This window comes from Streptomyces kanamyceticus, assembly GCF_008704495.1.
Taxonomy (GTDB): Bacteria; Actinomycetota; Actinomycetes; order Streptomycetales; family Streptomycetaceae; genus Streptomyces; species Streptomyces kanamyceticus.
In genome coordinates this window covers 6,337,594-6,361,543 of the sequence record NZ_CP023699.1, presented here as the reverse complement: position 1 = coordinate 6,361,543, position 23,950 = coordinate 6,337,594, and the positions used below count along the sequence as shown (strand labels likewise).

Annotated in this window: 26 protein-coding genes and 1 pseudogene; 7 read left to right on the top strand and 20 right to left on the bottom strand. The window is 71.1% G+C overall.

Going from position 1 to position 23,950, the window contains the following annotated elements:
* Window positions 1-35 precede the first annotated feature (35 nt).
* From CP970_RS27395 to CP970_RS27370, 6 genes are all read right to left on the bottom strand, one after another.
* Window positions 36-1,088, bottom strand: a complete 1,053-nt coding sequence (locus CP970_RS27395) for an ABC transporter ATP-binding protein (RefSeq protein ID WP_055553939.1) — start codon at window positions 1,086-1,088, stop codon at window positions 36-38.
* Window positions 1,088-1,780 carry a phosphonatase-like hydrolase gene (locus tag CP970_RS27390; protein ID WP_398655858.1) on the bottom strand — a complete coding sequence of 231 codons (693 nt, stop codon included), beginning with the start codon at window positions 1,778-1,780 and terminating at the stop codon, window positions 1,088-1,090. Before CP970_RS27390 ends, CP970_RS27395 begins: the two co-directional genes overlap by 1 nt.
* Before the next feature lie 5 nt (window positions 1,781-1,785).
* Window positions 1,786-2,910 (bottom strand): TIGR03364 family FAD-dependent oxidoreductase, encoded by a 1,125-nt coding sequence (locus CP970_RS27385; RefSeq protein WP_055553943.1) that lies wholly within the window; start codon window positions 2,908-2,910, stop codon window positions 1,786-1,788.
* Between the two features lie 138 nt (window positions 2,911-3,048).
* A complete protein-coding gene (locus CP970_RS27380; RefSeq protein ID WP_079043905.1) occupies window positions 3,049-3,858 on the bottom strand; it encodes a GntR family transcriptional regulator in 810 nt (269 codons plus the stop codon).
* Window positions 3,859-3,947: 89 nt separating this feature from the next.
* Entirely contained in the window at window positions 3,948-4,706 is a 759-nt protein-coding gene (locus CP970_RS27375; protein ID WP_055553945.1) for a hypothetical protein, read from the bottom strand.
* A gap of 122 nt (window positions 4,707-4,828) precedes the next feature.
* Window positions 4,829-6,016: an ROK family transcriptional regulator gene (locus tag CP970_RS27370; RefSeq protein ID WP_079043906.1), complete on the bottom strand. Its 1,188-nt coding sequence runs from the start codon at window positions 6,014-6,016 to the stop codon at window positions 4,829-4,831.
* A 56-nt stretch (window positions 6,017-6,072) separates the two neighbouring features.
* Between CP970_RS27370 and CP970_RS27365 the strand changes: the two genes are divergently transcribed.
* The 4 genes from CP970_RS27365 to CP970_RS27350 all read left to right on the top strand — a co-directional run bounded on the left by CP970_RS27365 (window position 6,073) and on the right by CP970_RS27350 (window position 9,116).
* Entirely contained in the window at window positions 6,073-7,197 is a 1,125-nt protein-coding gene (locus CP970_RS27365; RefSeq protein ID WP_055553947.1) for a Gfo/Idh/MocA family protein, read from the top strand.
* On the top strand, window positions 7,194-7,679 hold the full coding sequence (locus tag CP970_RS27360; protein ID WP_055553950.1) for a heme-degrading domain-containing protein: 486 nt from the start codon (window positions 7,194-7,196) through the stop codon (window positions 7,677-7,679). Before CP970_RS27365 ends, CP970_RS27360 begins: the two co-directional genes overlap by 4 nt.
* A 113-nt stretch (window positions 7,680-7,792) precedes the next feature.
* Window positions 7,793-8,695 (top strand): radical SAM protein, encoded by a 903-nt coding sequence (locus CP970_RS27355; RefSeq protein WP_055553952.1) that lies wholly within the window; start codon window positions 7,793-7,795, stop codon window positions 8,693-8,695.
* Between the two features lie 10 nt (window positions 8,696-8,705).
* Complete coding sequence (locus tag CP970_RS27350) at window positions 8,706-9,116, top strand: nucleotide triphosphate diphosphatase NUDT15 (protein ID WP_055553954.1); 411 nt, start codon at window positions 8,706-8,708, stop codon at window positions 9,114-9,116.
* On the opposite strand, the gene CP970_RS27345 is transcribed toward CP970_RS27350, so the two are convergent.
* The 7 genes and pseudogenes from CP970_RS27345 to CP970_RS45095 all read right to left on the bottom strand — a co-directional run.
* Window positions 9,088-10,854, bottom strand: coding sequence for a hypothetical protein (locus tag CP970_RS27345; protein ID WP_055553956.1), 1,767 nt, complete (start codon window positions 10,852-10,854; stop codon window positions 9,088-9,090). The two genes, CP970_RS27350 and CP970_RS27345, sit on opposite strands and share 29 nt — an antisense overlap.
* 46 nt (window positions 10,855-10,900) lie before the next feature.
* Window positions 10,901-11,656, bottom strand: a complete 756-nt coding sequence (locus CP970_RS27340) for a trypsin-like peptidase domain-containing protein (RefSeq protein ID WP_055553958.1) — start codon at window positions 11,654-11,656, stop codon at window positions 10,901-10,903.
* Between the two features lie 263 nt (window positions 11,657-11,919).
* Window positions 11,920-12,486, bottom strand: coding sequence for a hypothetical protein (locus CP970_RS27335; protein ID WP_055553960.1), 567 nt, complete (start codon window positions 12,484-12,486; stop codon window positions 11,920-11,922).
* 109 nt (window positions 12,487-12,595) lie between these two features.
* The gene (locus CP970_RS27330; RefSeq protein ID WP_055553963.1) at window positions 12,596-13,453 is read right to left on the bottom strand and encodes a fumarylacetoacetate hydrolase family protein; all 858 of its coding nucleotides are present in this window, start codon (window positions 13,451-13,453) and stop codon (window positions 12,596-12,598) included.
* Between the two features lie 113 nt (window positions 13,454-13,566).
* Window positions 13,567-14,346, bottom strand: a complete 780-nt coding sequence (locus tag CP970_RS27325) for a YidC/Oxa1 family membrane protein insertase (protein WP_055553966.1) — start codon at window positions 14,344-14,346, stop codon at window positions 13,567-13,569.
* A 98-nt stretch (window positions 14,347-14,444) separates the two neighbouring features.
* On the bottom strand, window positions 14,445-14,765 hold the full coding sequence (locus CP970_RS27320) for a DUF6412 domain-containing protein (protein ID WP_055553968.1): 321 nt from the start codon (window positions 14,763-14,765) through the stop codon (window positions 14,445-14,447).
* 104 nt (window positions 14,766-14,869) lie between these two features.
* Window positions 14,870-15,013: pseudogene (locus CP970_RS45095) on the bottom strand (winged helix-turn-helix transcriptional regulator); the annotation flags it as partial.
* Between the two features lie 64 nt (window positions 15,014-15,077).
* Here CP970_RS45095 and CP970_RS27310 point away from each other — a divergent pair.
* The gene (locus tag CP970_RS27310) at window positions 15,078-15,485 is read left to right on the top strand and encodes an MFS transporter (RefSeq protein WP_079043908.1); all 408 of its coding nucleotides are present in this window, start codon (window positions 15,078-15,080) and stop codon (window positions 15,483-15,485) included.
* On the opposite strand, the gene CP970_RS27305 is transcribed toward CP970_RS27310, so the two are convergent.
* Genes CP970_RS27305 through CP970_RS27295 form a run of 3 tightly spaced genes read right to left on the bottom strand, consistent with a single transcriptional unit; the run spans window position 15,448 to window position 18,063 of the window.
* Window positions 15,448-16,998, bottom strand: a complete 1,551-nt coding sequence (locus CP970_RS27305; RefSeq protein ID WP_150494054.1) for a sodium:solute symporter family protein — start codon at window positions 16,996-16,998, stop codon at window positions 15,448-15,450. The two genes, CP970_RS27310 and CP970_RS27305, sit on opposite strands and share 38 nt — an antisense overlap.
* Window positions 16,991-17,212, bottom strand: coding sequence for a DUF3311 domain-containing protein (locus CP970_RS27300; RefSeq protein ID WP_224058730.1), 222 nt, complete (start codon window positions 17,210-17,212; stop codon window positions 16,991-16,993). Before CP970_RS27300 ends, CP970_RS27305 begins: the two co-directional genes overlap by 8 nt.
* A gap of 23 nt (window positions 17,213-17,235) precedes the next feature.
* Window positions 17,236-18,063, bottom strand: a complete 828-nt coding sequence (locus tag CP970_RS27295; RefSeq protein WP_224058728.1) for a class E sortase — start codon at window positions 18,061-18,063, stop codon at window positions 17,236-17,238.
* A gap of 166 nt (window positions 18,064-18,229) precedes the next feature.
* Here CP970_RS27295 and CP970_RS27290 point away from each other — a divergent pair, with 166 nt between their 5' ends.
* On the top strand, window positions 18,230-19,270 hold the full coding sequence (locus CP970_RS27290) for an SEC-C domain-containing protein (protein WP_150494866.1): 1,041 nt from the start codon (window positions 18,230-18,232) through the stop codon (window positions 19,268-19,270).
* A 69-nt stretch (window positions 19,271-19,339) separates the two neighbouring features.
* Here CP970_RS27290 and CP970_RS46030 read toward each other — a convergent pair whose 3' ends face one another.
* Window positions 19,340-20,353: an MrcB family domain-containing protein gene (locus CP970_RS46030; protein ID WP_224059310.1), complete on the bottom strand. Its 1,014-nt coding sequence runs from the start codon at window positions 20,351-20,353 to the stop codon at window positions 19,340-19,342.
* A 312-nt stretch (window positions 20,354-20,665) separates the two neighbouring features.
* Here CP970_RS46030 and CP970_RS27280 point away from each other — a divergent pair, with 312 nt between their 5' ends.
* Window positions 20,666-20,971, top strand: coding sequence for a hypothetical protein (locus CP970_RS27280; protein WP_055552251.1), 306 nt, complete (start codon window positions 20,666-20,668; stop codon window positions 20,969-20,971).
* A gap of 29 nt (window positions 20,972-21,000) precedes the next feature.
* Here the strand turns inward: CP970_RS27280 and CP970_RS27275 are convergent, their stop codons facing one another.
* The 3 genes from CP970_RS27275 to CP970_RS27265 all read right to left on the bottom strand — a co-directional run bounded on the left by CP970_RS27275 (window position 21,001) and on the right by CP970_RS27265 (window position 23,806).
* Complete coding sequence (locus CP970_RS27275) at window positions 21,001-21,423, bottom strand: hypothetical protein (RefSeq protein WP_055552249.1); 423 nt, start codon at window positions 21,421-21,423, stop codon at window positions 21,001-21,003.
* Window positions 21,424-21,527: 104 nt separating this feature from the next.
* Window positions 21,528-22,598 (bottom strand): GlxA family transcriptional regulator, encoded by a 1,071-nt coding sequence (locus CP970_RS27270; protein WP_150494052.1) that lies wholly within the window; start codon window positions 22,596-22,598, stop codon window positions 21,528-21,530.
* Window positions 22,595-23,806 carry a DUF445 domain-containing protein gene (locus CP970_RS27265; protein WP_191095081.1) on the bottom strand — a complete coding sequence of 404 codons (1,212 nt, stop codon included), beginning with the start codon at window positions 23,804-23,806 and terminating at the stop codon, window positions 22,595-22,597. Before CP970_RS27265 ends, CP970_RS27270 begins: the two co-directional genes overlap by 4 nt.
* Window positions 23,807-23,950: the final 144 nt, after the last annotated feature.

Below are 23,950 nucleotides of genomic sequence, written 5' to 3'. Positions count from 1 at the left end.
TCGCCGAGCCCTGCTTACCGAGGCGCTCAGTCGGACTACCCATCGGTCACCCCGCCGGACAAGAGCACCGCGTCCTCAGGAGCGAAGTGCAAGGTGACCGAGTCCCCGATGGCAGGCGGTGTCCGGAGTTCCCGGACATCCGCCTTCACCCGCTGACCATCCACATCGACGTACAACCGATGCGTGGAGCCCCGCCATTGGACCTCGCTCACCTTCCCCCGGAGGGGGTTGGGCCCGTCGCCGAGCCCCACCAGATGCGGCCGCACGCACAACGTGGCCGTCGCCCCCGGCGCCGCCGACCCCGTGTCCACCTTGAGCTCGGCCCCGCCGAGGGAGACACCCGCCGACCCCACCGTCACCGGAAGGAGATTCGCGTTGCCCACGAAGGAAGCGGTGAACTCGGTCCGAGGCGCCCGATAGAGCTCCTGCGGCGTACCGCAGTCCCGCAGCCGCGCCCGGTCCATGACGGCGATCCGGTCGGCCAGGGTCAGCGCCTCCACCTGGTCATGGGTGACGTACAGAATGGAGACGTCCGGCAACTCCCGGTGCAACCGGGCGAGTTCGGCGAGCATTCCCGACCGCAGCTGCGCGTCGAGCGCGGACAGCGGCTCGTCGAGGAGCAGCACTCCGGGCCGGATGGCGAGCGCCCGCGCGATCGCGACCCGCTGCTGCTGCCCGCCGGACAGCTCGCGCGGGAAGCGCCGCGCGTACGCCGCCATGCCCGTCATCTCCAGGGCTTCGGCGACCCGTCCGGGGATCTCGCCCTTCGCCACCTTCTGCGCCTTCATGCCGAAGGCGACGTTGTCCGCGACGCGCATGTGCGGGAAGAGCGCGTACTGCTGGACGACCATGCCGATGCCGCGCTGGTGCGGCGGCAGGCCCGTGACGTCGCGCTCCCCGATGAACACCCGCCCGGAGGCGGGCCGCACGAAGCCCGCGACGGCCCGCAGCGCGGTGGTCTTGCCGGACCCGGAGGGCCCGAGCAGGGCCATGACCTCGCCGGGTTCGACGGTCAGGTCGAGCGAGTCGAGGACGGTGTTCCCGCCGTAGGCGACGGAGACCCGGTCGAAGCGGATGCCGCTGCCCATCAGCCGGTTCCCCGGAGCAGCGCGGGCAGTTCGGCGACGGAGCCGAGGACGTGGGTGGCACCGGCCTCGCGGAGCGCCGCGTCGCCGTGGGCGCCGGTCAGCACTCCGGCGACGACCGAGGCCCCGGACCGTACGCCGCTGAGCATGTCGTACGCCGTGTCGCCCGCGACCGCGACGTCCTGGACCCCGTCGACCGCCCCGGTGCGCAGGAACGCGGCGAGCACCATGTCCGGGTAGGGCCGCCCGCGGCCGCCCGCGTCGGCGGGACACAGGGTGAGCCCGACGAGGTCGCGCCAGCCGAGCGCGTCGAGGATGGCGTCCTGCGTGACGCGGGCGAACCCGGTGGTCAGGACGACGGTCCTGCCGTCCTCCTGGAGCTCCTCGACGGCCTCGCGCGCCCCGGGTATCGGGGCGATGCGGCCGCCGTCGACGAGCGTCCCGTACGCCTTCTCGAACGCGACGTTCGCCTGCTGGGCGAGCGCCTCTTCGCCGAAGAGGTGCCGGAAGACGGAGATCTTGGACTCGCCCATCGTGGCGCGGACGTACTCCAGTTTCGCCGCGTGGTCGGCGGAGTCGGGCTCGACGCCGAGCTCCCGCGCGGCGGCGGCGAAGGCCTGCTCGACGAGGCCGCCGTCGGCGACGGTGGTGCCCGCCATGTCCAGTACGACGAGGCCCGTACGGTGCGTGCTCAATTCGTTCACCATCCCAGTTGGTCCGCGGTCTTCTCGGCGATGGCGGGCGAGCAGGTCATGCCGCGCCCGCCGGGCCCGGTGACCAGCCACACGCCGGGGCGCAGCTCCTGTCGGTGCACGACGCGGCTGGTGTCGACGCACTGCGCGTACACCCCGGCCCAGCGCCGCCTGATCTTCGGCAGCGGGCGGCCGAGGAAGCCCTCGACGACCTCGGTGAGGTGCTCGTAGGGGTCTTCGAGGGTGTCGAAGGCGAAGGGGTGTTCGTACTCGTGGGTGTCGCCGATGGTCAGGCCGCCGTCCGCGCGCTGCACCATGAGCAGCTGCATCTTGTGCGCTTCGGCGGTCGGCCGCTGGGCCTGTCCGGCGTTGAGCGCGTCGAGCGCGTCGGACTTGTACGCCGGGTAGTAGCGGAAGCTGTCGGCGTCGGCGACGGAGGTGGTGAGCGTCTCGCCGAGCGGTTCGGTCTGCATCATCTGGAGGCGTACGCGGCGCACGGGCAGGTCGGGGCCCGCCAGTTCGCGCACGAGGCCGCCGAGCCAGGCGCCGGTGGCGAGCACGACGGCGTCGCCGGTGTGCACGTCACCGTGGTCGTCGCGGACGCTGCCCGTGCCGACGACCTCGCGGACCTCACGGCCGGGCAGGAAGGTGTAGCGCGGGGACTTCGACAGGGCTTCGCGCAGCCTCAGTTGGGCGGTGCGCGGCTCCACCGCCGCGTCCCGCTCGCACCACAGGGCGGCGCTGAACTCGCCGCGCAGGGCGGGGTTGAGGTCGCGCGCCTCGTCGGCGGTGAGCAGCTTGTAGCCGCGGGCGGCCGCGTCCGGGCGGGCGAGCGCCGCCTCGGCGACGGCGCGCTCGCGTTCGTTCCGCACCAGGGTCAGCGAGCCGATGGCCCGGAAACCGAGGCCCGGCACGCGTTCGCCGATGCCCTCCCAGAGCTCCCGGGCGCGCAGCGCGGTGTCGAGCTCCTCGCCGCCCGCGCGGCCGCTCACCCATATCTGTCCGAAGTTGCGCAGCGACGCCCCGCGGGCCTCGCTCTCGCGCTCGATCTGTACGACCTCGTGGCCGCGTTCCACTGCGTGCCAGGCGTGCATGGTTCCCACCACGCCGGCTCCTACGACGATGACTCTCACGGCGGCAACGCTCCTGGGGACGGGTGACCCGCGTGGGGCCGACGGGCAACGGGACGGTGAACGGCCACCCAAGCTTGGCCTAGACCCGTTACGTTTCCGTTATCATCTTGGGTCGATCGCCGTCTGTGGAGGGCGTGTTCAGCCGTTGTCCGTGACGCCCGCGGTGTGGCCGAGATGCGTGGTGAACGAGAACCGGTCGCCCCGGTAGAGGGTCCGCACCCGCTCGAGGGGGCGTCCCGAGGTGTCCCGGGAGAGCCGGTGGATCAGCAGCATCGGCAGCGCGGGCGGCGTCCCGACGAGCAGCGCCTCGCGCGGGGTGGCGAGCACCGTCTCGATCCGTTCGTCGGCGTCCCCGAAGGCGATGCCGAGTTCGTCGCGCAGATAGGCGTAGAAGGACGAGTCCGGCTCGAAGTCGCCGTCGAGCCGGGGCACCAGGCCCACCGGGACGTAGGTGCTCTCCAGGCCGACCCGCTCGTCGTCGGCGAGCAGCACGCGCTCCATGTGCCAGACGGGTTCGCCCACGTCGGCGCGGATCTCCGCGGCGAGCACGGGCGGGCACGGGAAGCGGTCGAGGGAGATGAGGTGACGTCCCGGCCTGCGCCCCTGCCGTCGTACGCCTTCGGTGTAACTCGCGAGCGACAGCGGCTGCTCCAGCTTGGGGCCCGCGACGACGGTGCCGCGGCCCTGCCTGCGCAGCCGTCCCTCCAGGAGCAGTTCGCGCAGCGCCTGGCGCACGGTCTCGCGCGCCACCTCGTAGCGCACGGCGAGATCCCGCTCGGTGGGCAGCGCCTTGCCGTCCCCCAACTCCTCGATGAGGACGGCGATCCTGGCCTTCACGGCGTAGTACTTCGGGATGCGTCCGTGCTCCGGGATGCCGGAGCGCACGGGGGCGCCGGGGGCCTGGTCGAGCAGGTGGGCGGGCGGCTGCGCGGTGTTCGGGTTGTCCACCCGGGGATGTTCGCAGACGTTCGTGAACTGGCAGGTGAACGGCGGGTGCCGCCAGCCGTTCGGCAGGTGACGGGAACGGAATGGCCAGTTCAGCGCCCGGTGGCCCGAATGCGCCGGGAACCCACCACCAGGGCGCCGCCGACGAAGAGGAGCGCGCCCGCGGTGGCGCCGAGCCCGAGCAGCGCGTCCGGGCCCGTCTCGGCGAGCTGATTGGTGGCCGACGGCAGACGGGAAGAGCCGCCGGTCACGATGTCGAACGGATAGTCGTTGGACTCGCCGACCCAGTCGCCGTCGTCGCCCCTGCGCTGGACGAGCGCGGCGGAGGCGACCACGTGATCGGGCCGCGCGTCGGCGGTGAAGGCGAGCCGGGCCTTGACGGTGACGGTCCTGCCGGGGCCGACCGTGAAGCCCTCGAAGTCGCCGGAGCCGCCGTTGGCGTCGGTGCCGTCGGAGCCCTCGCCGAAGACGCCGATCTTCTCGTCCCGGTCGGTCTTCTCGAACGCCACGGGCCGCCAGCGCGTCCCGTCGTGGAACTCCAGGCGGATCTGGCGCGCCCGCAGCGTCCGCTTCCCGTCGACGAGGACGAGGACCGGGTGGACGTCGTCGCAGGTGTCACCCGTGGTGTTGGTGAGGTCGATCGTCCAGCTCCGGTGGCCGCCGCCCGCGCGGTAGGCGGCGGGGCCCGCGTGGATGCGGGTGTCGACGGGGAAGTCGGCGCTGTCCGCGGGCGCGCAGCCGGGTCCCTGATGCGCGCCGCTGTCCGCCACAGCTGGTGTCCCCACCGCGCCGGACGCGAGGGCGACGACCGCGGCGGCGACGCCGGAGGCGAGAGAACTGCACAAGCGCATGGCGGACCTTTGCTCAACGGGGCGCGGAAGACCGGTCGTGGCCCGCGACCCTGCCACGCGCGCGCGACCTCACCGGCACGCCACCACCCAATGGGACCGATCGGGCGTCCGAACCCGCCCGATCAGCGGATTTCCCTCACTCCTGATGAACGGGAAAGCCCCGGCGAACCAGAAAGGCCCGGCGAACCGGAAAGGCCCCGATGGGCGGGAATCGCCACATCCGCCCGGCCGAAGACCGGCGCGAGCACCAGCTGGGCCGCCCCCTCCGCGACCCCGCGCTCCCCGCCGGGAGCGAGCGCGACGGGCACCCGCGCTCCCCCGCCGCCGCGCCGCACCCGCTCGTCGACGACCGCGCCCACACCGCGTACGAAGAGGTCCTCGGCGGCGAATACGGTCCGTCCGCCGAGCAGGACGCGGTCGATGTCGAGGAGCCCGACGAGGTTGCCCGCCGCCGTGCCGAGCACGCGTGCCGCCTCGTCGAGCGCGCCGCCCGCGACGGCCGCCAGGCACAGCGCCTCGACGCAGCCGCGGTCCCCGCACGCGCACGCGGGCCCGTCCAACTGGAGCACCTGGTGGCCGAATTCGCCTGCCCCGGTGCGCTCGCCCCGGTACAGGGCGCCGCCGAGCACGAGTCCGGCGCCGAGCCCGGTGCCCAGGTGCAGATACGCGAAGGACTCGGCGGCGCCCGCGAGCGCGAGGCCGAGGGCGGCGGCGTTGGTGTCCTTGTCGACCACGACGGGCAGCGCGAGCCGCTCCGCGAGCGCGTCCCCGAGCGGGAAGCCGTCCCAGGCGGGGAAGCCGGTCACCCGGTGCAGCACGCCTTCGGCGTGGTCGAGCGGGCCCGGCAGCGCCACGCCGACGCCGGACACCGCGCCGTGCCCGGCGAGCAGCGCCCGCACCTCCCCCGCCGCCGCGGCCACCACGGCGTCGGCGCCCGCGCCGAAGGCCAGCGGGGCGCGGCGCTCGGCGACCACCGCGCCGGTCAGGTCGACCAGGACGGCGGTCAGCTCGTCGCGGTCGAGGTGCAGTCCGACGGCGTGCCCGGCGTCGGGGACGAGCCGGAGCACCGTGCGCGGCTTGCCGCCCGTCGAGGCGCGGCGGCCCGCGTCGGCGGCGAGCCCTTCGGCGCGCAGCCGGGCGGTGATCTTGCTGACCGCCTGCGGGGTGAGCCCGGTGCGCTCGGCGAGTTCCAGGCGGCTGATGCCGCCGTCGCCCGCCGCGCGCAGCAGATCGAGCACGAGCGCGGCGTTGTGGCCGCGCAGCGCAGGCAGGTTCACTCCGGCGTTGGCCCTGTTCACGTACGACTTCACGGGGCCATTGTCCCTTCCGCTTGCACTTTGGCAACACCGTTGCTTAAGTGGAGTGCATGACTGGTACAGGCTCCGGCACCCCTCTCAGCGTCGGCACCCCCCTCAGCGACGGCACCCCCCTCCGCGTCGGCCTCGTCGGGTACGGCCTCGCGGGTTCCGTCTTCCACGCCCCGCTGATCGCCGCCACCGAAGGGCTCGTCCTCGACACCGTCGTGACGTCGAACCCGGAGCGGCAGGAGCAGGCCCGCGCCGAGTTCGGCGACGGGCTGCGCGCCGCCGCGTCGGCCGACGAGCTGTGGGAGCGTGCCGACGAGCTCGACCTGATCGTCATCGCGTCCCCGAACAAGACCCATGTGCCGCTGGCCACCGCCGCCCTCAAGGCGGGCCTGCCGGTCGTCGTGGACAAGCCGATCGCGGGCACGGCCGCCGAGGCCCGCGAGCTCGCCGCCCTCGCCGACGAGCGCGGCCTGCTCCTCTCCGTCTTCCAGAACCGGCGCTGGGACAACGACTTCCGTACGCTGCGCGCCCTGATCGCCGACGGCGAGCTCGGCGACATCTGGCGCTTCGAGTCCCGCTTCGAGCGGTGGCGGCCGCGACCCAAGGGCGGCTGGCGCGAGTCCGGGAACCCGGAGGAGATCGGCGGTCTCCTCTACGACCTGGGCAGCCACGTCGTCGACCAGGCGCTCGTGCTCTTCGGCCCGGCGGCCCGCGTGTACGCGGAGACCGATGTGCGCCGCCCCGGCGCCGAGGCCGACGACGACACGTTCATCGCGATCACGCACGCGAACGGCGTCCGCTCGCACCTCTACGTCAGCGCCACCACCGCCCAGCTCGGCCCGCGCTTCCGCGCGCTCGGCTCGCAGGCGGGCTATGTGAAGTACGGCCTGGACCCCCAGGAGGCGGCCCTGCGCGACGGCAAGCGGCCCGCGTCCGACACCCCCTGGGGCGTGGAGCCCGATTCGATGTGGGGCCGGGTCGGCTCCGGAGAGTCCCCGCTGACCGGCGGCGGCCGCCCCACGCCCACGCTGCCCGGCGACTACCCCGCCTACTACGCGGCGGTCGCCGACGCCCTGCTCGGCACCGGCGAGAACCCGGTCACCGCGCACGAGGCGGCCGCGGCCCTCGACGTCATCGAGGCGGCCCGCCGCTCGGCGCGCGACGGCGTGACGGTGACGCTGTGACGACGCCCGCGTCCTCGCCCACACCCACGCCCACGGTCGCCGAGCTGGAGGAGCAGGAGCGCCGCCTTGTCCTGCCCCACTTCACGTACGACGACGCCTGGCGGCTCGGCACGCTCCTGGTCGGCCTGGCCCGCGAGCGCGAGGCCCCCGTCGCCATCGACATCCGGCGCGGCGGCCAGCAGCTGTTCCACGCGGCGCTGCCGGGATCGACGCCCGACAACGACGCCTGGATCGACCGCAAGCGCCGCGTCGTCGAGCGCTACGGCTGCGCCTCGTACCTGGTCGGCGCCCGCTTCCGCGCCAAGGGCACCACGTTCGAGGAGTCCTCTCACCTGGACCTCGACGTCTACGCGGCGCACGGCGGCGCGTTCCCCCTCGCGGTCGAGGGCGCGGGGGTCATCGGCACGGTGGTGGTGTCGGGGTTGCCACAGGTGGCGGATCACGCACTGGTGGTGGAGGCACTGGAGCGGTTCATGGCCTAGGCCATGCCATCTACGCATACACTCGCGCCCCCGACGGTCAGAACCAGGCTCTTTCAGCCTGATCGGGTGATTCCGGCCATGCGTCGCCCCAGGGACCCCATAAGGTCGCCCGCATGCGCCTGCCCGCGTCCGTCGGACCGCCCCCCGTACGTCTGCCCGCCTTCGTGGACCTGCGCCCCATCGGCCGTTGCAATCTCGACTGCCCCTTCTGTTTCGGCCCCCGCCACGACGTCCCCTCCATGGACGAGGAAACGGCACTGCGCGTCGCCTCCGTCCTGCGGGACGGCGGCGTCCAGGGCGTCGTGATCTCCGGTGGCGAACCGACCCTGCTGCCCTATCTCCCGGATCTCGTACGGGAGTTGAGCGATCCCCTGCCGGACGGCCGAAGGACCCGCGTGGTCCTCAGCACCAACGGCCTCGCCCCGCTGCGCGCCATGGAGCGCGTGCTGCCGGGGCTCTCCTGGATCGCCCTGCCGCTTGAGTCCAAGGACGAGGCGGAGCACAAGCTCATGCGCACCGGCGTCGCGCCGCACCGCGACAGGGTGCTCGGCCTCCTCAGGGAGGTCCGCAAGAACCACCAGCACGTCCGCGTCAAGCTGGGCACGGTGGTCACCCGCCTCAACACCCAGGGCGCGCCGGACGTCCTCGACCTGATCGAGGACGACGGATCGCTCCCCCACGTGTGGAAGGTCTACCAGATGTCGGAGACCAACTACGGCGCGGACAACCGGGACTGGCTCTCCATCGGGGACGCCGAGTTCGAGGACGTGGTGGCCCGCTGCCAGGAGGCGGCCGACCGGCGCGGCGTGCCGCTGCGCGTGTACCGCAACTCCACCCGCACCGGCAGCTACTTCTTCGTCGACCCGGACTGCGAGATCGTCGTGGTCGACGAGGATGGGGAGCGCAGGACAGGGAATCTCTTCGAGAGGCTGGCTCGCGGAACGCTGCGCCCCGCCGAGCTGATCGCCCCGGCGCGCAATGCCGAGAACTTCGACGGTACGTACCCGGACGCATGAGGAGCTCCCGATGACAGCACACGTTCGCGTAGGGGTCCAGGCGATCGTCCGCCTCGGCGGCGACGTCCTGCTCGGCCTGCGGGCCAACTGCTTCGGGGCGGGCACCTGGGGCCTGCCCGGCGGCCATCTGGAGGTGGGCGAGACCCTCATGGACGCCGCCCGCAGGGAGCTCGACGAGGAGACCGGCGTCCGCGCCCTGGACATGCGGGTCGCCTGCGTCACGGATCCCGACCCGGCGGCCAACCACCACATGCAGGTCGGCGTCGAGATCGTCGACTACAGCGGCGACATCCGCCTACGCGAGCCCGACCGGTGTCTGCGCTGGGAGTTCTGGCCCATGGACGCGCTGCCCGATGCCCTCTTCGTCGGCTCGGCCGGTGTCCTCGGGAGCGTCAGGGCCGGCGCGCTGCACCGCCCATGAAGCCCTCGCCGCTCTCGCCGCCCGCGCCGTCCGCGTCGTCGTCGGCATCGTCGTTCTTGCTCAGCCGGTCGTCGGACTGCGTCGCGAGCAGCGCCCGCAGCCGCCCCTTGTGCCGCTCCTCGTGCACCCTGAACTGCTCCCAGGTACTGGTCAGTTCCCACTGTGCGAGGAACGCCGCCTGGCTGTCCGCGTAGTACTTGCTGTCCTTGCGGAACCGGTGCTCGAAGACCATCAGGCCCCTGCGCGTACGGTGCTGCGGGTTCGTGGTGATGTACGGCTCGAAGAAGCTCACCTCCGAGGTGATCAGCGTCGACCCGGAGAGGTCGGTGGGGGTCAGCTTCAGCTCCACCTGACCGGGGAACTCCTTGCGCAGCGAGAGATAGGAACGGATCACGGGCACATAGGTCTTGCGGTAATAATCGCTCGCCTTCACCCGGTCCACGATGTTCTCGCAGGCCCGGTCCGATTCCGTGCCGTGGTGCATGAAGATCGCGAGATTGTTCCAGGGACTGCTGAGGATCACGTGGAAAAGAACGCCGCGTTGCAGCGCCGCCCTGATCTGCCAGTAGAAGATGTCCAGGTCGTCGAGGAAATACGAGGCTCCCGCGTGCGCGATGAGGCGGATGACATTGCCCTCCGCGTTGATCGCCGTGCGCTTCGCCTCATTGCGGAGGTCGTTCTGCTGCGGTGTATAGGTGTGATCGATGAGGTACGGCAGGTCGTCCGGCTGCACGGTGGCTTCTCGTAAATGCGCGAGCGCCTCCCTTATCGCCAGGGTCTGGGCGTGGCCGCGGCCCAGCACGTCCACCGCCATCTCCTCGGCCGTCTCAAGGAGGCACACGGCACGCTGCCTGCGCAGCAGGCTGCCCGAGCCGCCGCTCGCCGCGTCGAACTCGGCGACCGCCAGGGCCGCTTGGGCCACGATGGTCTCGCGGTGGCGCGCCCCGAGGAGAGCCGAGGCGTTCAGCTTCACGATCTCCATCTCGCCCAGCTGGCGCTCGCTGCGCTCCACGTCGTGGGTCGCGGCGGCCTTCTCGTACTTCGCGGTGGCCAGGGCGCGCCGCGCGGCGATCGCCGTGGGGTGGTCGCCGCCCTTGAGGCGGATGACGTCGTCGGCCGACTGGTCGAACTGCTCCATGGCGGAGTCGAGTCGACTGATGTCCTCGTGCTCCCTGGCGACTTCGAGGAACACCCAGTCCGCGGTCATCCGCGCTTCGCGGTCCTCGTCGCCCCAGTACGTGTCCAGCTCCCGCAGCGCCTTGCCCGCCCAGACCTCGGCGTCCGCGATGTGCCCCATGCGCAGGCTCACGGCGCCCAGGTTCGCGAGGATCCTGCCCCGCTCGGGGGCGTCACTGCCCCTCTTGGCCCTGCCGAGGGCGCAGCACAGGATGAGCCTGGACCGCTCGAGCTCGCCGTGTTCGGCCAGCAGCGCGCCCAGTTCGTTCCAGACGGAGGCCCCGTACACCTCGTGGTCCGCCTCCGAGATCTCCATGTGCCGCAGCGTCATGCCCGCCACGTTCAAGGAGAGCGTCTTCATGTCGAGCGCGCCGAGCAGCTTGGCGAGGTGGGTGAGTTGCTCGGCGAAGGCTTGTTGGGACTCGGCGGCCGGCTCCGGCCTGCCGACGTACTTCACGTAGTCCGCGAGGCGGTCCCTGTCGCCCCTGCGCGGCGCGGACGGCGCGAGGAGCATCTCCTCGGCGACCGCGATGGCGTGATCCAGGTATTCGGTCGTGGTCATGGTTCCTCCTGGGGTGCCGCCGGCCCGCTGCCGGTCGGGCGCGGTATCAGCGGCGTTTCCACGGCAGTCTCACCACGGACGAGTAGCCGGCCCGGTCGAGGGCTTCTCTCGCCGCGGCCCTGCTCCGCATGTCGTCCACCGATTCGGTGGACTCCAGGCGGTAAGGGCTCACGGACAGGGGATAGGGCTCCCTGTCCAGGTCCTCGATGCGGAAGCGTCCGAACCGCCGGACGGCCTCCCGCACGGTGCCCGCGTAGACCGTCTTCGGGTCGGGGCCCGCTCCTGGCCGCAGTTTGACGATGAGCCCGAGGACGACGGGCGGCCGATAGGGGTCTCCGCGTTCCACGGGACTCCCGGCGAACCTGCCGTAGTCATCTGGTACCCGGTAACAGTCGAGGCGCAACGCGCAGACCCGGGCCCCATCCTGTGTACTTCGGTACGGGCTGGCGACTTCGGCGACGCTGCCCCTCAAGTCATTTCCCGTGTCGGGCAGTTGGTGGGTCGCCTGCCACAGCTCGCCCTCGCGCGCCTCGTCGAAGCACACTCCCGGAAGCTGGACGTCCTCGTCCTTGTGGAAGATGAGCCTCAGTAGCGCGAGGTCGGAGAGATCGTCGTATTCCTGCACCTCACCCATGGCCTGCTTGCCGTCCGGCAGACAGAGCCTTACCGCCGCCCTGCCCTCGAGTTCGTTCAACTCCAGGCAGTGCGCCGCGGTGAGGGCGAAATCCCGGGTGAGCCGCACTCCGGACCCCAGCCGGAAGTCGTCCCGGAAGATTTCGATGAAGTACTCGTCATAGACCACGGGTCACCCCCCGTACCGGACCCTGAGCGAACCCCCGCTTTCGCCCGGAAGACGCCATGGTAGCCAGGAAAGGTTTCGGCCGCGCCACGCTCTGCGCGCTTCTTGGCGAATATGCCGGAAGAAGGGCCGAATACCGTTGCTGTTACGTCACGTTGGGCGTATTCCGCCCCGTGAATCACCGCTTCCCGTACGGCTCGGTGATCTATCGATTCGATGCGCGCGCATTCTCTGCCGCAGCTGCCGTCAGTTTCCGTCAGTCGCCGTCAGTTCCCTGTCCTGCGCCTCTTCCGCCAGGCGTGCCGCTCCCGCAACTTCCACCACTCGGGGGGCCGTTCGACGTGCACGTCGGACCTCAGTAGTCCGATGGCGCGGCTCTCCGCCTCACGCGACACCTTGACGAGGTCCAGGAACCGCACCCACCGTGGATCGGACGCGCTGCGCCGGGGGTTGGTCTCGCGCTGGGTGTGCCAGGCGCCCCAGGCCCTGTTCCAGCCATCCAGCGCCTCGAAGACCCGTTCACAGGCCGCCAGGAGTTCATCGGTCCCGTAGATGTCCATGCGGGCCACGAGTGCGGTCATGTCACCCACGGGGTCGGGGTCGCCGGGCGCGCGCTCGGGGAAGGCGCCGGTCTCCTCGACCTCGTCGCGCAGGTGCCCGATCCGGTGCATCAAGATCACGGCCTCGTCGTAGACACCCCGCCGCCGCTCCCAGAGGCGGCTCTCGTGCTCGCGCCTGGTCGTGGCGCGCTGGATGTACCAGGCACTGGAGAACGTGGCGAGGGATCCCAGCGCCGTGCCGGTGAGCGCGGCTTCGACCGCAGTCAGTCCCACGGCGTCATCATGCACCGGCGGCACGCCGGGCGGCAGCCCTCGCTCCCGGCGCACGGGAGCCGGCTGCCGCCACGGCGCTTTCCTCGCCGCGACGTCGAGGACGGGCCGGTTACGCGCCCTTGAGTTCCTGCCGCTGCCGCCCGAGCCCTTCGATCTCCAGCTCCACCACATCGCCCGCCCGCAGATACGGCTTGGGCTCGGGCTGCCCCATGGCCACGCCCGCGGGCGTACCGGTGTTGATGACGTCGCCCGGGTACAGCGTCATGAACTGGCTTACGTAGCGCACCACTTCCGCGACCGGGAAGATCTGGTCGGAGGTGCTGCCGTCCTGCTTGAGCTCGCCGTTGACCCAGAGCTTGAGGGACAGGGCCTGCGGGTCCGGCACCTCGTCCGCGGTGACCAGCCAGGGGCCGAGCGGGTTGAACGTCTCGCAGTTCTTGCCCTTGTCCCAGGTGCCGCCGCGCTCGATCTGGAACTCGCGCTCGGACACGTCGTGCGCCACCGCGTACCCGGCGACGTGCGCCAGCGCCTCCTCGTGGGACTCCAGGTAGCGCGCCGTACGTCCGATGACCACGGCGAGCTCGACCTCCCAGTCCGTCTTGACCGAGCGGCGCGGCACCAGGACGGTGTCGTCGGGGCCGACCACCGTGTCCGCCGCCTTGAAGAAGACGACGGGCTCGGCCGGCGGCTCGGCACCCGTCTCCGCCGCGTGGTCGTGGTAGTTGAGGCCGATGCAGACGACCTTGCCCACCCGGCCGACCGGCGGCCCGACGCGGAGCCCGTCGGCCGGGAGTACGGGCAGGTCACCGGCTTCCGCGGCGGCCCTGATCCGGCCCAGGGCGGCGGCGTCGGCGAGCACGGTCCCGTCGATGTCGGCGACCACCCCCGACAGGTCCCGCAGGGTCCCCGCGGCGTCGAGCAGTGCCGGACGCTCCGCGCCTGCCGTACCGACTCGCAGCAGCTTCATGGTCAGACTCCATTCCTTCGGTAGCCCGGCCGATGGGTTGCGGCCATCGGAGGTTTGGTCGATCGTCCAAGGTCCTCGTCCCGTCCGCAAGACCTCGTTCACGTACTGGACTGTTACGCGGCGGTAGCCAACGCCCCCGCGCCGCTCGGCATGTCCCGGTACAGCACGGCCCGCTCGACCGCGCTCCAGGTCGTGCTGGTCACCACGTACAGCGCCGCGGCCAGCGGGACCACGGCCACGGTGAACAGAGTCATGAACGACATCAGCGGCATGACCTTGGCCATCGCGGCCATGCCCGGCATCGGCTGGTCACCGGCCCCGGTCCCCGCGCCCGTCCCCGGCTGCGGGTTGGCGGCCATCTGTCGCTTGGTGCGCTTGAAGTTGAACGTGGCGACGGCCGCGACGATCGCGAAGAGCCCGAGGTAGACGAGCCCCTGCGCCCCGAAGACCCCGCCGTCGGAGAGCGCGTCCGCCCAGCGGCCGCCGAGCGGCGCGGCGAAGAGCGTGTGGTCGAGCAGCGTGTTCGCCTCGCCGCCGATGCTGGAGTTGGAGAAGAGGTGGTAGAGCAGAAAGAAGGCGGGCAGCTGGAAGAGGCTCGGCAGGCAGCCGGAGAGCGGCGAGACCTTCTCCTTGCGGTGCAGCTCCATGACCGCCTTCTGGAGCTTCTCCGGGTTCTTGGAGTGCTTCTTGCGCAGCTCCGCGATCTGCGGGGAGAGCTTGGCGCGCGCCTTCTGGCCGCGGGCCGACGCGCGTGACAGGGGGTGGACGAGGAGGCGTACGCAGGCGGTGAACAGGACGATCGCGGCGGCGGTCGCCGAGGCGTGGAAGAGCGGGTCGAGCGCGTCGGCGAGGTGCTCGACCAGACTGGCGAACACGGACATGAAAGCGGACATGGAGAAGCCCTCCGAGGGTTTCGTCGTGCCGGGAGGCGAAGCGGAAGAAATCGCGTCGGCGTGACGACCCACGAGGGGTGATGGTGTGGCTGTTTCCCCTACGCGGCCGTCAGGAGGGCACGGCCGGGCGCTCGGGGCCGTGGACGGCCCGCCGCGTCGGGGTCGCGCTGGGGCAGGAAGGCGGTGCGCCGTTCCCGGTCGCGGATGGCCGTGCGCACCTTGGTGCGGGGCACGGCGGGCGCGCAGCGCGCGGCGATCACCGAGCAGACGGCGAGCGCGGAACTCGCCGCGGCGGTGGCGGCGAGGGCGACGGCGGCGGTGAGGCTGCCGGTGTCGACGAGGACGACCTCGACGAGCAGGAAGAGGAGCAGCAGGGCCGGACGCACGGCCGCTTTCCCGTTCCGGATCACGTCTCGCATGGTCGGTCCCCCTCTCCTCGTGCGCTCGCCACTTGTCGTACTGATGGCGTACTGATGTCGTACTGCAGGTTATACCGGACGTACGGGCCGGACGAGCCCCTGCCTCACGTGGGGTCGGTCTCAACGGGCTGCGGGAGGCGGCGGGGCCGGGCGAGGGCGCGGCTGACCGGGTCCGCCGGGTCGGGGTCGAGCCCGGGACCCGGCAGCGTCTCGACGTCCGCGGGCGACACGAGGAGCCCGCAGGCCGGCGGCAGTCGCCGACGGGGCCGACTGGTCATCGGCTTCGCGCTGCACACCGTCGCCGTCCTGACGGTGCTCGGCGCCGCCTCCGCGGGCTCCTGGCCCCGGCTCCTGCCCGGCCTGCTGGTCTCCGGCGCGGGCAGCGGCCTGCGGAACGCCGCGCTGCCGCCGCTCGCCGTGGAGTCCGTGCCCGCCGACCGTGCGGCGACGGGCTCGGACGCCGACAACACGGCCCGCTACATCGGGTCGGCCGCGGGCGTCGCCCTGAAGATCGCGGTGTCCACGTCCTCCGGCGATCTGGCGCGCGGCACGGACGCGGCCATGGCGCTCGCGGCGGGGCTCGCCGTGCCCGCGGCGGGGCTCGCCGTGCCCGCGGCGGGGCTCGCCGTGCCCGCGGCGGGGCTCGCCGTGCCCGCGGCGGGGCTCGCCGTGCTCGCGGCGGTCAGCGTGCCGCTCCTGCTGAGGGAGCGCCGACGCTGACATCCCCCTCGTCGCCTTCCTCGCCCTCCTCGCCCAGGGGGTCGCGCGCGAGCACCTCCGAGTCCGGCCGCCCGTCCGCACGGTCGGCGGGACCGGCGTACGTCAGCGCGAGCGCCACCGCCAGATTGGCGGCGAGCGCGACGATCCCCGCGTTCACGCCGAAGACCGGATCGCGCTCGCTGAAGACCAGCGCGCACACGACCGCGACCCCCACGACGAGCCCGCTCAGCGCCCCCACGAACGTCAACTTCCGCCATACGAGGCCGAGAAGCAGCATCGGTACGAGCTGCGCCATCCCCTCGTACGAGATGAGGGAGAGCCGTACGAGGGTGTTGGGCGCCGCGTAGGTCAGGACGAGGGCGAGCGCCCCCGCGACCACGACCACCGCCTGCGAGGCGAGCTTCTGCCGCCGCTGCCCGCGCCACCGGGGCAGCAGCGAGAGCACGCTGCTCCCCCACATCGTGCCGATGACCAGCATGAATACGGCCATCGGCACGATGGAGGAGAGCGCGGCGGCGACCCCGATCACGCCGACCGCCCACGCGGGCAGCGAGTCCACCACCAGCTTGAAGAGCGCGAGGTTGGACTCGGCGCCGGTGAGCCCCGGCACCACGAACACCGCCGCCATGCCAAGGAGCATGGGGACGAAGAGCAGCACGTTGTAGGCGGGCAGCCAGATGGCGTTGCGCCGCAGCCCGTCCGCGCTGCGCGCGCCGAGGTACCCGGCGACGGTGGTCGGGAAGATGACGACGGTGAGGGCGTTGAGGAAGGAGGTGGTGGCGAACCACGCCTCCCCATAAGGACTTTCGCCGCCGCCCGGCAGCGTGAGCCACTGCGCCTTCTCGTCGACGATCCGCCCGAGGAAATCCCCGTACCCGTCGAAGTAGTGGAGGGGTACGTAGGCGGCGAGAAAGGCCAGCGTCCCGATGACGAGTACGTCTTTCAGGACGGAGACCCAGGCGCTTCCGCGCAGACCGCTCACGACCACGAACCCGGTGGTGACCGCGAATCCGATGAAATAGGCCCAGTTGAGGCTGATCGCGCCATAACTGATGGTGGACACGACGACGCCCATGCCGGTGATCTGCAACTGAATGTACGGAAGCAGGAAGACGGTCACGAGAATCGCGACACCGGCACCGAGCCAGGGCCTGGCGAAACGGTGGGCGACCATGTCACTGATGCTGACGAGACCGTGCGTGCGGGCGTAGTTCCAGAGCATCGGGCCGACCACGTATCCCACGGCGTATCCGCAGGACATATAGGCGACGACGTACAACACGGGCGCCCCGTAGTTGTACCCCCACCCCGCGGCCCCCAGATAACTGAAACTCGTGTACCCCTCCCCCGCCATCAGCACCCAGATGAACACGGCCCCCAGACTGCGCCCGCCCACCGACCACTCGGTGAGCCCGCCCTGCTTCCCCCGCCCGCGCACGGCGGCGAGCCCGAGGACGACGGTGCCGACCATGAAGACGGCGAAGATGCCGGTGGCGACGGTGCCGTCACTCATGGCCCGCCCTCCCGCCGCGCTCGACGAGCCGCTGGTCCCCGCGGCGGGCGAGCCACACGCACAGCGGCGTGAGCAGGGTCGCGGCCAGCAGCCAGAAGAAGAGGAACGGCAGCCCGAAGACGACGGGCCGCACCCGGTTCACGAAGGGCAGCACGCCGATATAGAGCACGAAGGGAACGAGGAGCCACAGCAGATGCGGACGTCGAGCGATCACGAACGACGACCCTATCGGCAGGACTACCGGGGCCGCATGGAGCGGAGCTTGCCCCACACGACGAGCCGGTATTTCGAGGTGTACTCGGGAGTGCAGGTGGTGAGCGTGATGTAGAACCCGGGCTCGGCGTACCCGTACCCCTTCCGCACCTCGCTGCGCGGCACGCTCCGAATGACGCCGCTGTCGCGGGCGGAGGTCTGCGCGAGTGCCTTGTCGACGACGTACGTATAGCGGGCGCTCTTGGTCTCGACGGTCAGCTCGTCCCCGTTCCGCAGCCGATTGATGTACCGAAACGGCTCCCCATGGGTATTGCGGTGCCCCGCGACGGCGAAATTCCCGGCCTGCCCGGGCTGGGCGGTACGGGGGTAATGCCCGACGTACCCCTGATTGAGAACGGCGCTCTTGCTGATGCCTTCGGCGACGGGGACGCGGATGCCGATGCGGGGAATGCGGAGGACGGCGTAGGCCTGGTCCCAATTGGGCTTGGGGGCGGGTGGGTTGGCGCGGGCTCGGGACTCGGGGCGGGTGTCGACATCGGTGTCACGCGAGGGACGCCGCCCCTCAGCCCCGGAACCGTCCGCGCCCTCGCCCCCGTCCCCGCCCCCGTCCCCCGACGGCACGTCGTCGGCGCCTGTGCCCCGCCCCCACTCCTCCTCAAGAGCCTGAACCTTCCGCTCGGCGGCGGCGCGGGCCTGCCGGTTGGTCCACCACAGCTGATGGGCGACGAGCAGGAGGAGCACGAGGCCGAGGGTGACGGCGACTTCGGCGCCGTTCCAGAGGAGGCGGGCGGCGGGCCCGCGCCGCGCGCGACGGGGACCGTGCCGCACCACCACCGGAATTCGTTCCCGCACGCCGCCGCCCTCCCAGAAGAGGCCCGCACGATAGGCGCTCCCCTCGCAACAATCCATACATCCCATGCCCGGACCAGCCCCGAAGACGGGCCGCTCCCTGCCACGCCCCTCCTGCGGCCTGCTGCGGCCCTGCTCCAAACAGGCGCTCGGCAGTACGGTGTCCCGTATGCGCCCCGACAAGCCTGCTGCTGCCGACCACGTCGACGTCGACCACATCGCCGAAGCCGCGCGCCTGGAACGCACGGCCGGCCTGTACCCGGAGGACGCCGAACAGCTCCTCCTCCAGGCCGCGGCCCACCTGGAACTGGCCGGCGCCCGCGACCGCGCGACGACGCTCTACGACAGCCTGCTGTCCCCGTCCGCCCCGCAACCGCCCTCCTCGCCCCTCCTGATCCGCGCCCTGAAGGCGTCGAACCTCTGGGAGTACGGACACGAGGCGGAGGCCAGGGCGATCATCGACGGCATCCGCACGTCGGCGCCGCGCGACCCGGCGCCCTGGGTGATCGTGGCGGAGTCCCTGGAGTCCCACGACGAGCTGGAACAGGCGCACGACACGTTCACGGAGGCGGTGACGCTGCTCGTCCCCGAGGACTCCTCGGAACCTCCCTACGCGACGCACCCCCTCCTCTTCGGCCGCCACCGCGTACGCCGCCTCATGGGCGCGGACCACGACGCGTGGGACACCCTGGCGGACCACGTCCACACGACCCGCGCCACGGTCTCCCTCGACGAACTCCACGACCCGAAGCGCATCTGGTCCCTCGGCTCGGAGAACCCCGCGGAACTCCGCGCGGAAATCTCCCGAATCCAGGCGGAGTTGGGCTCCTACCGCGAGGCGCTCTCCCGTCCCTTCCCGGTGGCGATCCTGCACTGGCCGTCCACGGAACTAACAGAACTCCTGACGGCGTACCCGTCGCTCGCGACCGAATACCCGTCCCACGAGACGCACTTGACGACCATAGAGTCGTCGCTGAGGGAACTCTCGTCCTCGGGGACCCCAAACTTGGGCATCGTGACGGGCACGGTCCCCTCGTACGAGGCGTTCGCCGCTTCGGAGGGCGCGTCCCCGGAGGACTCATCCTTGCTGCCGCAGTACGCGACGACGCTTGCGGCGCGGGGGCGGGCGGCGGGGTGGCCGCCGGAGGCGGGGGCGGGGTGCTGGTGTGGGTCGGGGCAGGCTTATGAAGGGTGCCACGGCTCGGCATAGCCGCTCACGAAAGAAGACAAATATCAAAGAGGGATTTTTCGGCCTACCCCTCCCCCTCTCCAAGGAGATCTAATTCTTGCGCGCGAGGCCCCACGAAGTGGCCGTCTCCGATCCGCGCCACTCTCCTTCATCTTGCCAAACAGAAGCAACACCATGATCTTCTAGGTACTCTTCATACACCCCAATACCTTCAGTAAAGAGAGCCAAGAGGTGGGGTTTGGGCTCGCCGCGCTTACGGTAGATGAGATAGCTGTACTCAAAGAGTTGCCCGACCGCCTCACGGACAGCTGCGGTTGGATTTCCGTTCCGCACCACCTTCGCCTCGACAAGCCAGGTTGATTCTCGCGACACTTCCCGACGGCATAGGATTAGATCCCTTGGGTGCACGCCATCGGTTATCGGCGTGTATCCACATGTGACCGCATGATGACCGAAGTCCTGGATCAGATCCTCATGGAGCCGCCTTCGAGGGCGCCTCCCGCCAGTGACATGGACGTAGTATTCACTACTGTCCTTCGGATGGAACCTATCCAAGGGACCTTCTAGGGAATGTCCATCGCCGGGATACTCAACGATGAGATCCGCGGGGTCAGGCATCTGGAGGTATAGGCGTTGCGCCGCCGCCGCGTCACGCAGCAACTTGGACGCTTCCAGTAAATCCTCGGCCAGCGACACCTCAGATGGCAATCGCGCTATCTCGTAACGGCGCGCGGCTACACTCCCCGCCTCGTACGCGCGTGGCCGCCATTCTTTAGCGTAAAAGGAAGGCTGATGCATCCATTCAGACGCCAGGCCCGGAGGGAAGGCCCCACGGAGGCGCTTGGCGCGCCGCGCCAACTCGTCTCGTAGCGCGGGCCGCTTAGGGAATCGCTTAATAAGTCCGGTCATACCTTGCTGCAGCGTCAATGTGACGGCCCTCAAATCCGCGCTGAATATGTACGCGAGATAAAGGCCGTTATGCGGTTCCGCACTGATCGCTGGGTCGTATACACCGATCCACGGCGTGCTGCTCGCTGTGCCCTGACCGCCATGTCCATCCGCCGTGAACCCCGGAGGTAGCGGCAGATCATCTCGCCGACTCACACCACGAAGTAGAAGCTGAGCCGGCTCCTCGTTAGAGGGGGGAGCGCCGGGGTCATAGGTTTCCGCGACGCGCAGGAGTATGTCATGTAGAGGCACGAGCAGAGGGTAGCTCAATACGATCAACCTGTCGCCAAGTTACGCCACTTGGCGACAATTGGTGACGCATTCTTCCTCAAACACCGGGATCCAACGCTACGTCCGCAACAGCGGCCCTCACTACGCGCTATAGAACCCGGCCAGCCTCAACAAAACCCCCCGGGTTAGCCTCACCCCTAAGACAACAAGGACGTACCCCCGAAAGGCGGACCAATCATGGCGAAGATTCCGGCAGCAGCAGCAGTGGCGGCGAGCGGTCTTGTCGGCGGATACGCCGTCGCCCGCTTCACCAAGAAGCGGCCCCTCGGTGGGGTCGTGCTCGCCGCCGCCGGGGCCGTTGCCGCGCGCCAGTGGCGGGAGATGGCCGGGGGCAAGACCGCCGTCGCGCTCAGCGTCGCGTACGTCGCCGGGTTCGCCGGGTCGCATCCGTTGGCCAAGAAGGTGGGCGCCTGGCCCGCCGTGTTCAGTGTTGCGGGTGGGGTCGGGGTCGCTTCGTATCTGCTGGCCGACCGGCGGGGCTGATCACCGAGGGCCCAGGGGCCAGGCGTCGCTCAGCGGGCCCGCGGCCCGAACTGTCGCGCGACCGACCCCGCCACCAGCACCCCGGCCCCCAGCACCAACGTGAAGAACGCCCACGCCACCGGCCACGCGTTCGCGTCCTGGGTGGGGTGGCTGGAGAGGGAGGCGTAGAGCAGTGTCGCCGGTGGGGCCGCCACCACCAGGAGGGTCCAGGACAGGCGGTCCCTTATGCCGAAGTAGGCCGCCAGGGACAGTAGGGAGAGGGACAGGAACGTCACGCCCAGTGCCGTCACCGGGGACGTCTCGTTGATCGCGCCCGCGGTCTCGGCGCGGTTGCGCAGGTCCCAGGGGAGGCACACCGCGTACGCGGTCGCCGAGAGGGCGGCGCCCAGCAGGCGCGTCGCGTACCTCGGCAGCGGCGTGCTCTTCGGGAGGGAAGTCAGCAGCGTGTTCATGTGTACGAGCGTGCCGCGCGGCGGAGCGGCCCGACAGAGTACGCGTACTCAGATGCGCATGCTCAGACACGCGTACTCAGACAGGCGTAGTCAGACACGCGTACTCAGGTACGCGCCGTCGCCGAGTGCGTACCCGGGCCCGTACCCGGCCCCACACCCGTACCCGGCCCCGCACCCGGCCCCAGGCCCGACCCCGCACCCAACCCCCTGAACGTCGCCCGATAAGCCCCCGGCGACACCCCCACCCCCAGCGCGAAGTGCTGCCTCAGCGACGCGCCCGTCCCGAAGCCCGCCTCCGTCGCGACGCGGTCGATCGTGTGGTCCGTGGACTCCAGGAGTTCCCGCGCCCTGTCCACCCGCCGCTGCGTCAGCCACTGCATCGGTGTCAGGCCCGTCTCCTCGCGGAAGCGGCGGCTGAAGGTGCGTACGCTCATCGACTCGACCGCCGCCAGGTCGGCCAGTGTCAGCTGTTCGGACAGGCGGGGCAGTGCCCACGAGCGCGCCGCGCTCGTGGACGTCAACTGCGGCTCCGGAACCGGGCGTTGGATGTACTGGGCCTGGCCGCCCTCCCTGTGCGGGGGTACGACCGTGCGGCGGGCCACCTCCGCCGCGACCGCCGCGCCGTGGTCGGAGCGGATCAGGTGCAGGCACAGGTCGATGCCCGCCGCCTCGCCGGCCGAGGTGAGGACCTCGCCCTCGTCGACGTAGAGGACGTCCGCGTCGACCGTCACCGCCGGGAACGTCCGTGCGAAGAGGTCCGCCGACATCCAGTGCGTCGTCGCCCTGCGCCCGTCCAGGAGACCGGCCGCCGCCAGGACGAACGAGCCGGTGCAGATGGAGGCCACCCGGCCCCGGACCTGCCGCAGCGCCGACGCCAGCGCCGCGTCCAGGCCGCCCGGCGCCAGTCCCTCGTCGCTCTCGTGCGAGGCGATGACCAGCACGGTGTCCGCCGCCGCGACCACGTCCAGGCCGTGCTCCGCGTAGATCGGGAAGTCCGCGTCCGTGCGGATCCGGCCGGGGCTCGGCGCGCACGTGCGGACGTCGTACAACACGTCACCCGACGGCGAGCGCGCCGTGCCCAGGAGCTGGTGGACCAGGCCCAGCTCCATCGGCAGCACGCCGTCCCTGACCAGGACCGCCACCACGTGGCGGCGGCCGGCGGCCCGGGCGCTCACGCGCCCAGCGCCCGCGACACCGCATAGATCGCCAGCCCCGCCAGGGAGCCGACCACCGTGCCGTTGATCCGGATGAACTGCAGGTCACGGCCGATGTGCGCCTCGATCTTCTTCGAGGTGTGCTCGGCGTCCCAGCCCGCGACGGTGTCCGTGATGAGCGAGGTGATCTCGTCGCGGTACGTGGTGACCACGTAGACCGCCGCGCCCTCGACCCAGCCGTCGACCTTCTGCTGCAGCCGAGGGTCCGTCGCCATCCGCGCGCCGAGCGAGAGCAGCGAGGCCCGTACGCGCAGGCGCAGCTCGCTGCGCTCGTCCTCGGCGGCGGCCACGATCATCTGGCGGACCGCCGACCACGTGGAGGCGATCAGGTCCTGCACCTCGCCGCGGCCCAGCACCTCACGCTTGAGGCGCTCCACGCGCTCGCGGGTGTCCGGGTCGGACTGGAGGTCGCCCGCGAAGTCGGCGAGGAAGCGGTCGAGGGCGCCGCGCGCGGGGTGCTCGGGCATGTCCCGCATCTCGGTGACGAAGCGGAGCAGCTCCTTGTAGACGCGCTCGCCGACCCGCTTGTCGACGAACCGCGGCGTCCAGCCGGGCGCGCCACCCTGCACCGCGTCCATCACCGAGTCGGCGTGCTCGACCAGCCAGTCGTGGGCGCGTACGCAGACCAGGTCCACGACCCGCTTGTGACCGCCGTCCGCGACGACCTTCTCCAGCATCTTGCCGATGCCAGGGGCGATCTCCTGGGCGTCCGCGCGGCGCGTGATGGCCTCGCCTACCACCGCCTGGACGTCGGAGTCCCGCAGGACGGTGAGGGCGCCGCGCAGCGCCGTGGCCAGTTCGGCCGTCACGCGGTCGGCGTGCGCGGGCTCGGCCAGCCAGCTGCCGAGGCGTCCGCCGATGCCGACGGCGTGCAGCCTGCCTCGTACGACGTCGGCGGAGAGGAAGTTCTCGCCGACGAACTCGCCGAGGGAGGCGCCCAGCTGGTCCTTCTTGTTCGGGATGATCGCCGTGTGCGGGATGGGCAGGCCGAGCGGGTGGCGGAAGAGTGCCGTCACCGCGAACCAGTCGGCGAGCGCGCCGACCATGCCCGCCTCGGCGGCCGCCGCGACGTACCCCGCCCAGGCTCCGGCGCCGGAGTTCTGCGCCCACTTCGCCAGGACGTAGACGACGGCGACGAAGACGAGAAGACCGGTCGCCGTGATCTTCATGCGGCGCACCCCGCGCCGCTTCTCCTCGTCGGCGGCGCTGTAGGTGAAACCGCCGGGCGTCACGGGGGCGGCGGCGGGCCGACCGCCGCTCGCCCCGTCGGCGGCACCCCTTGCGCCATCGGTGGCACCCCCTGCCCCGAACGG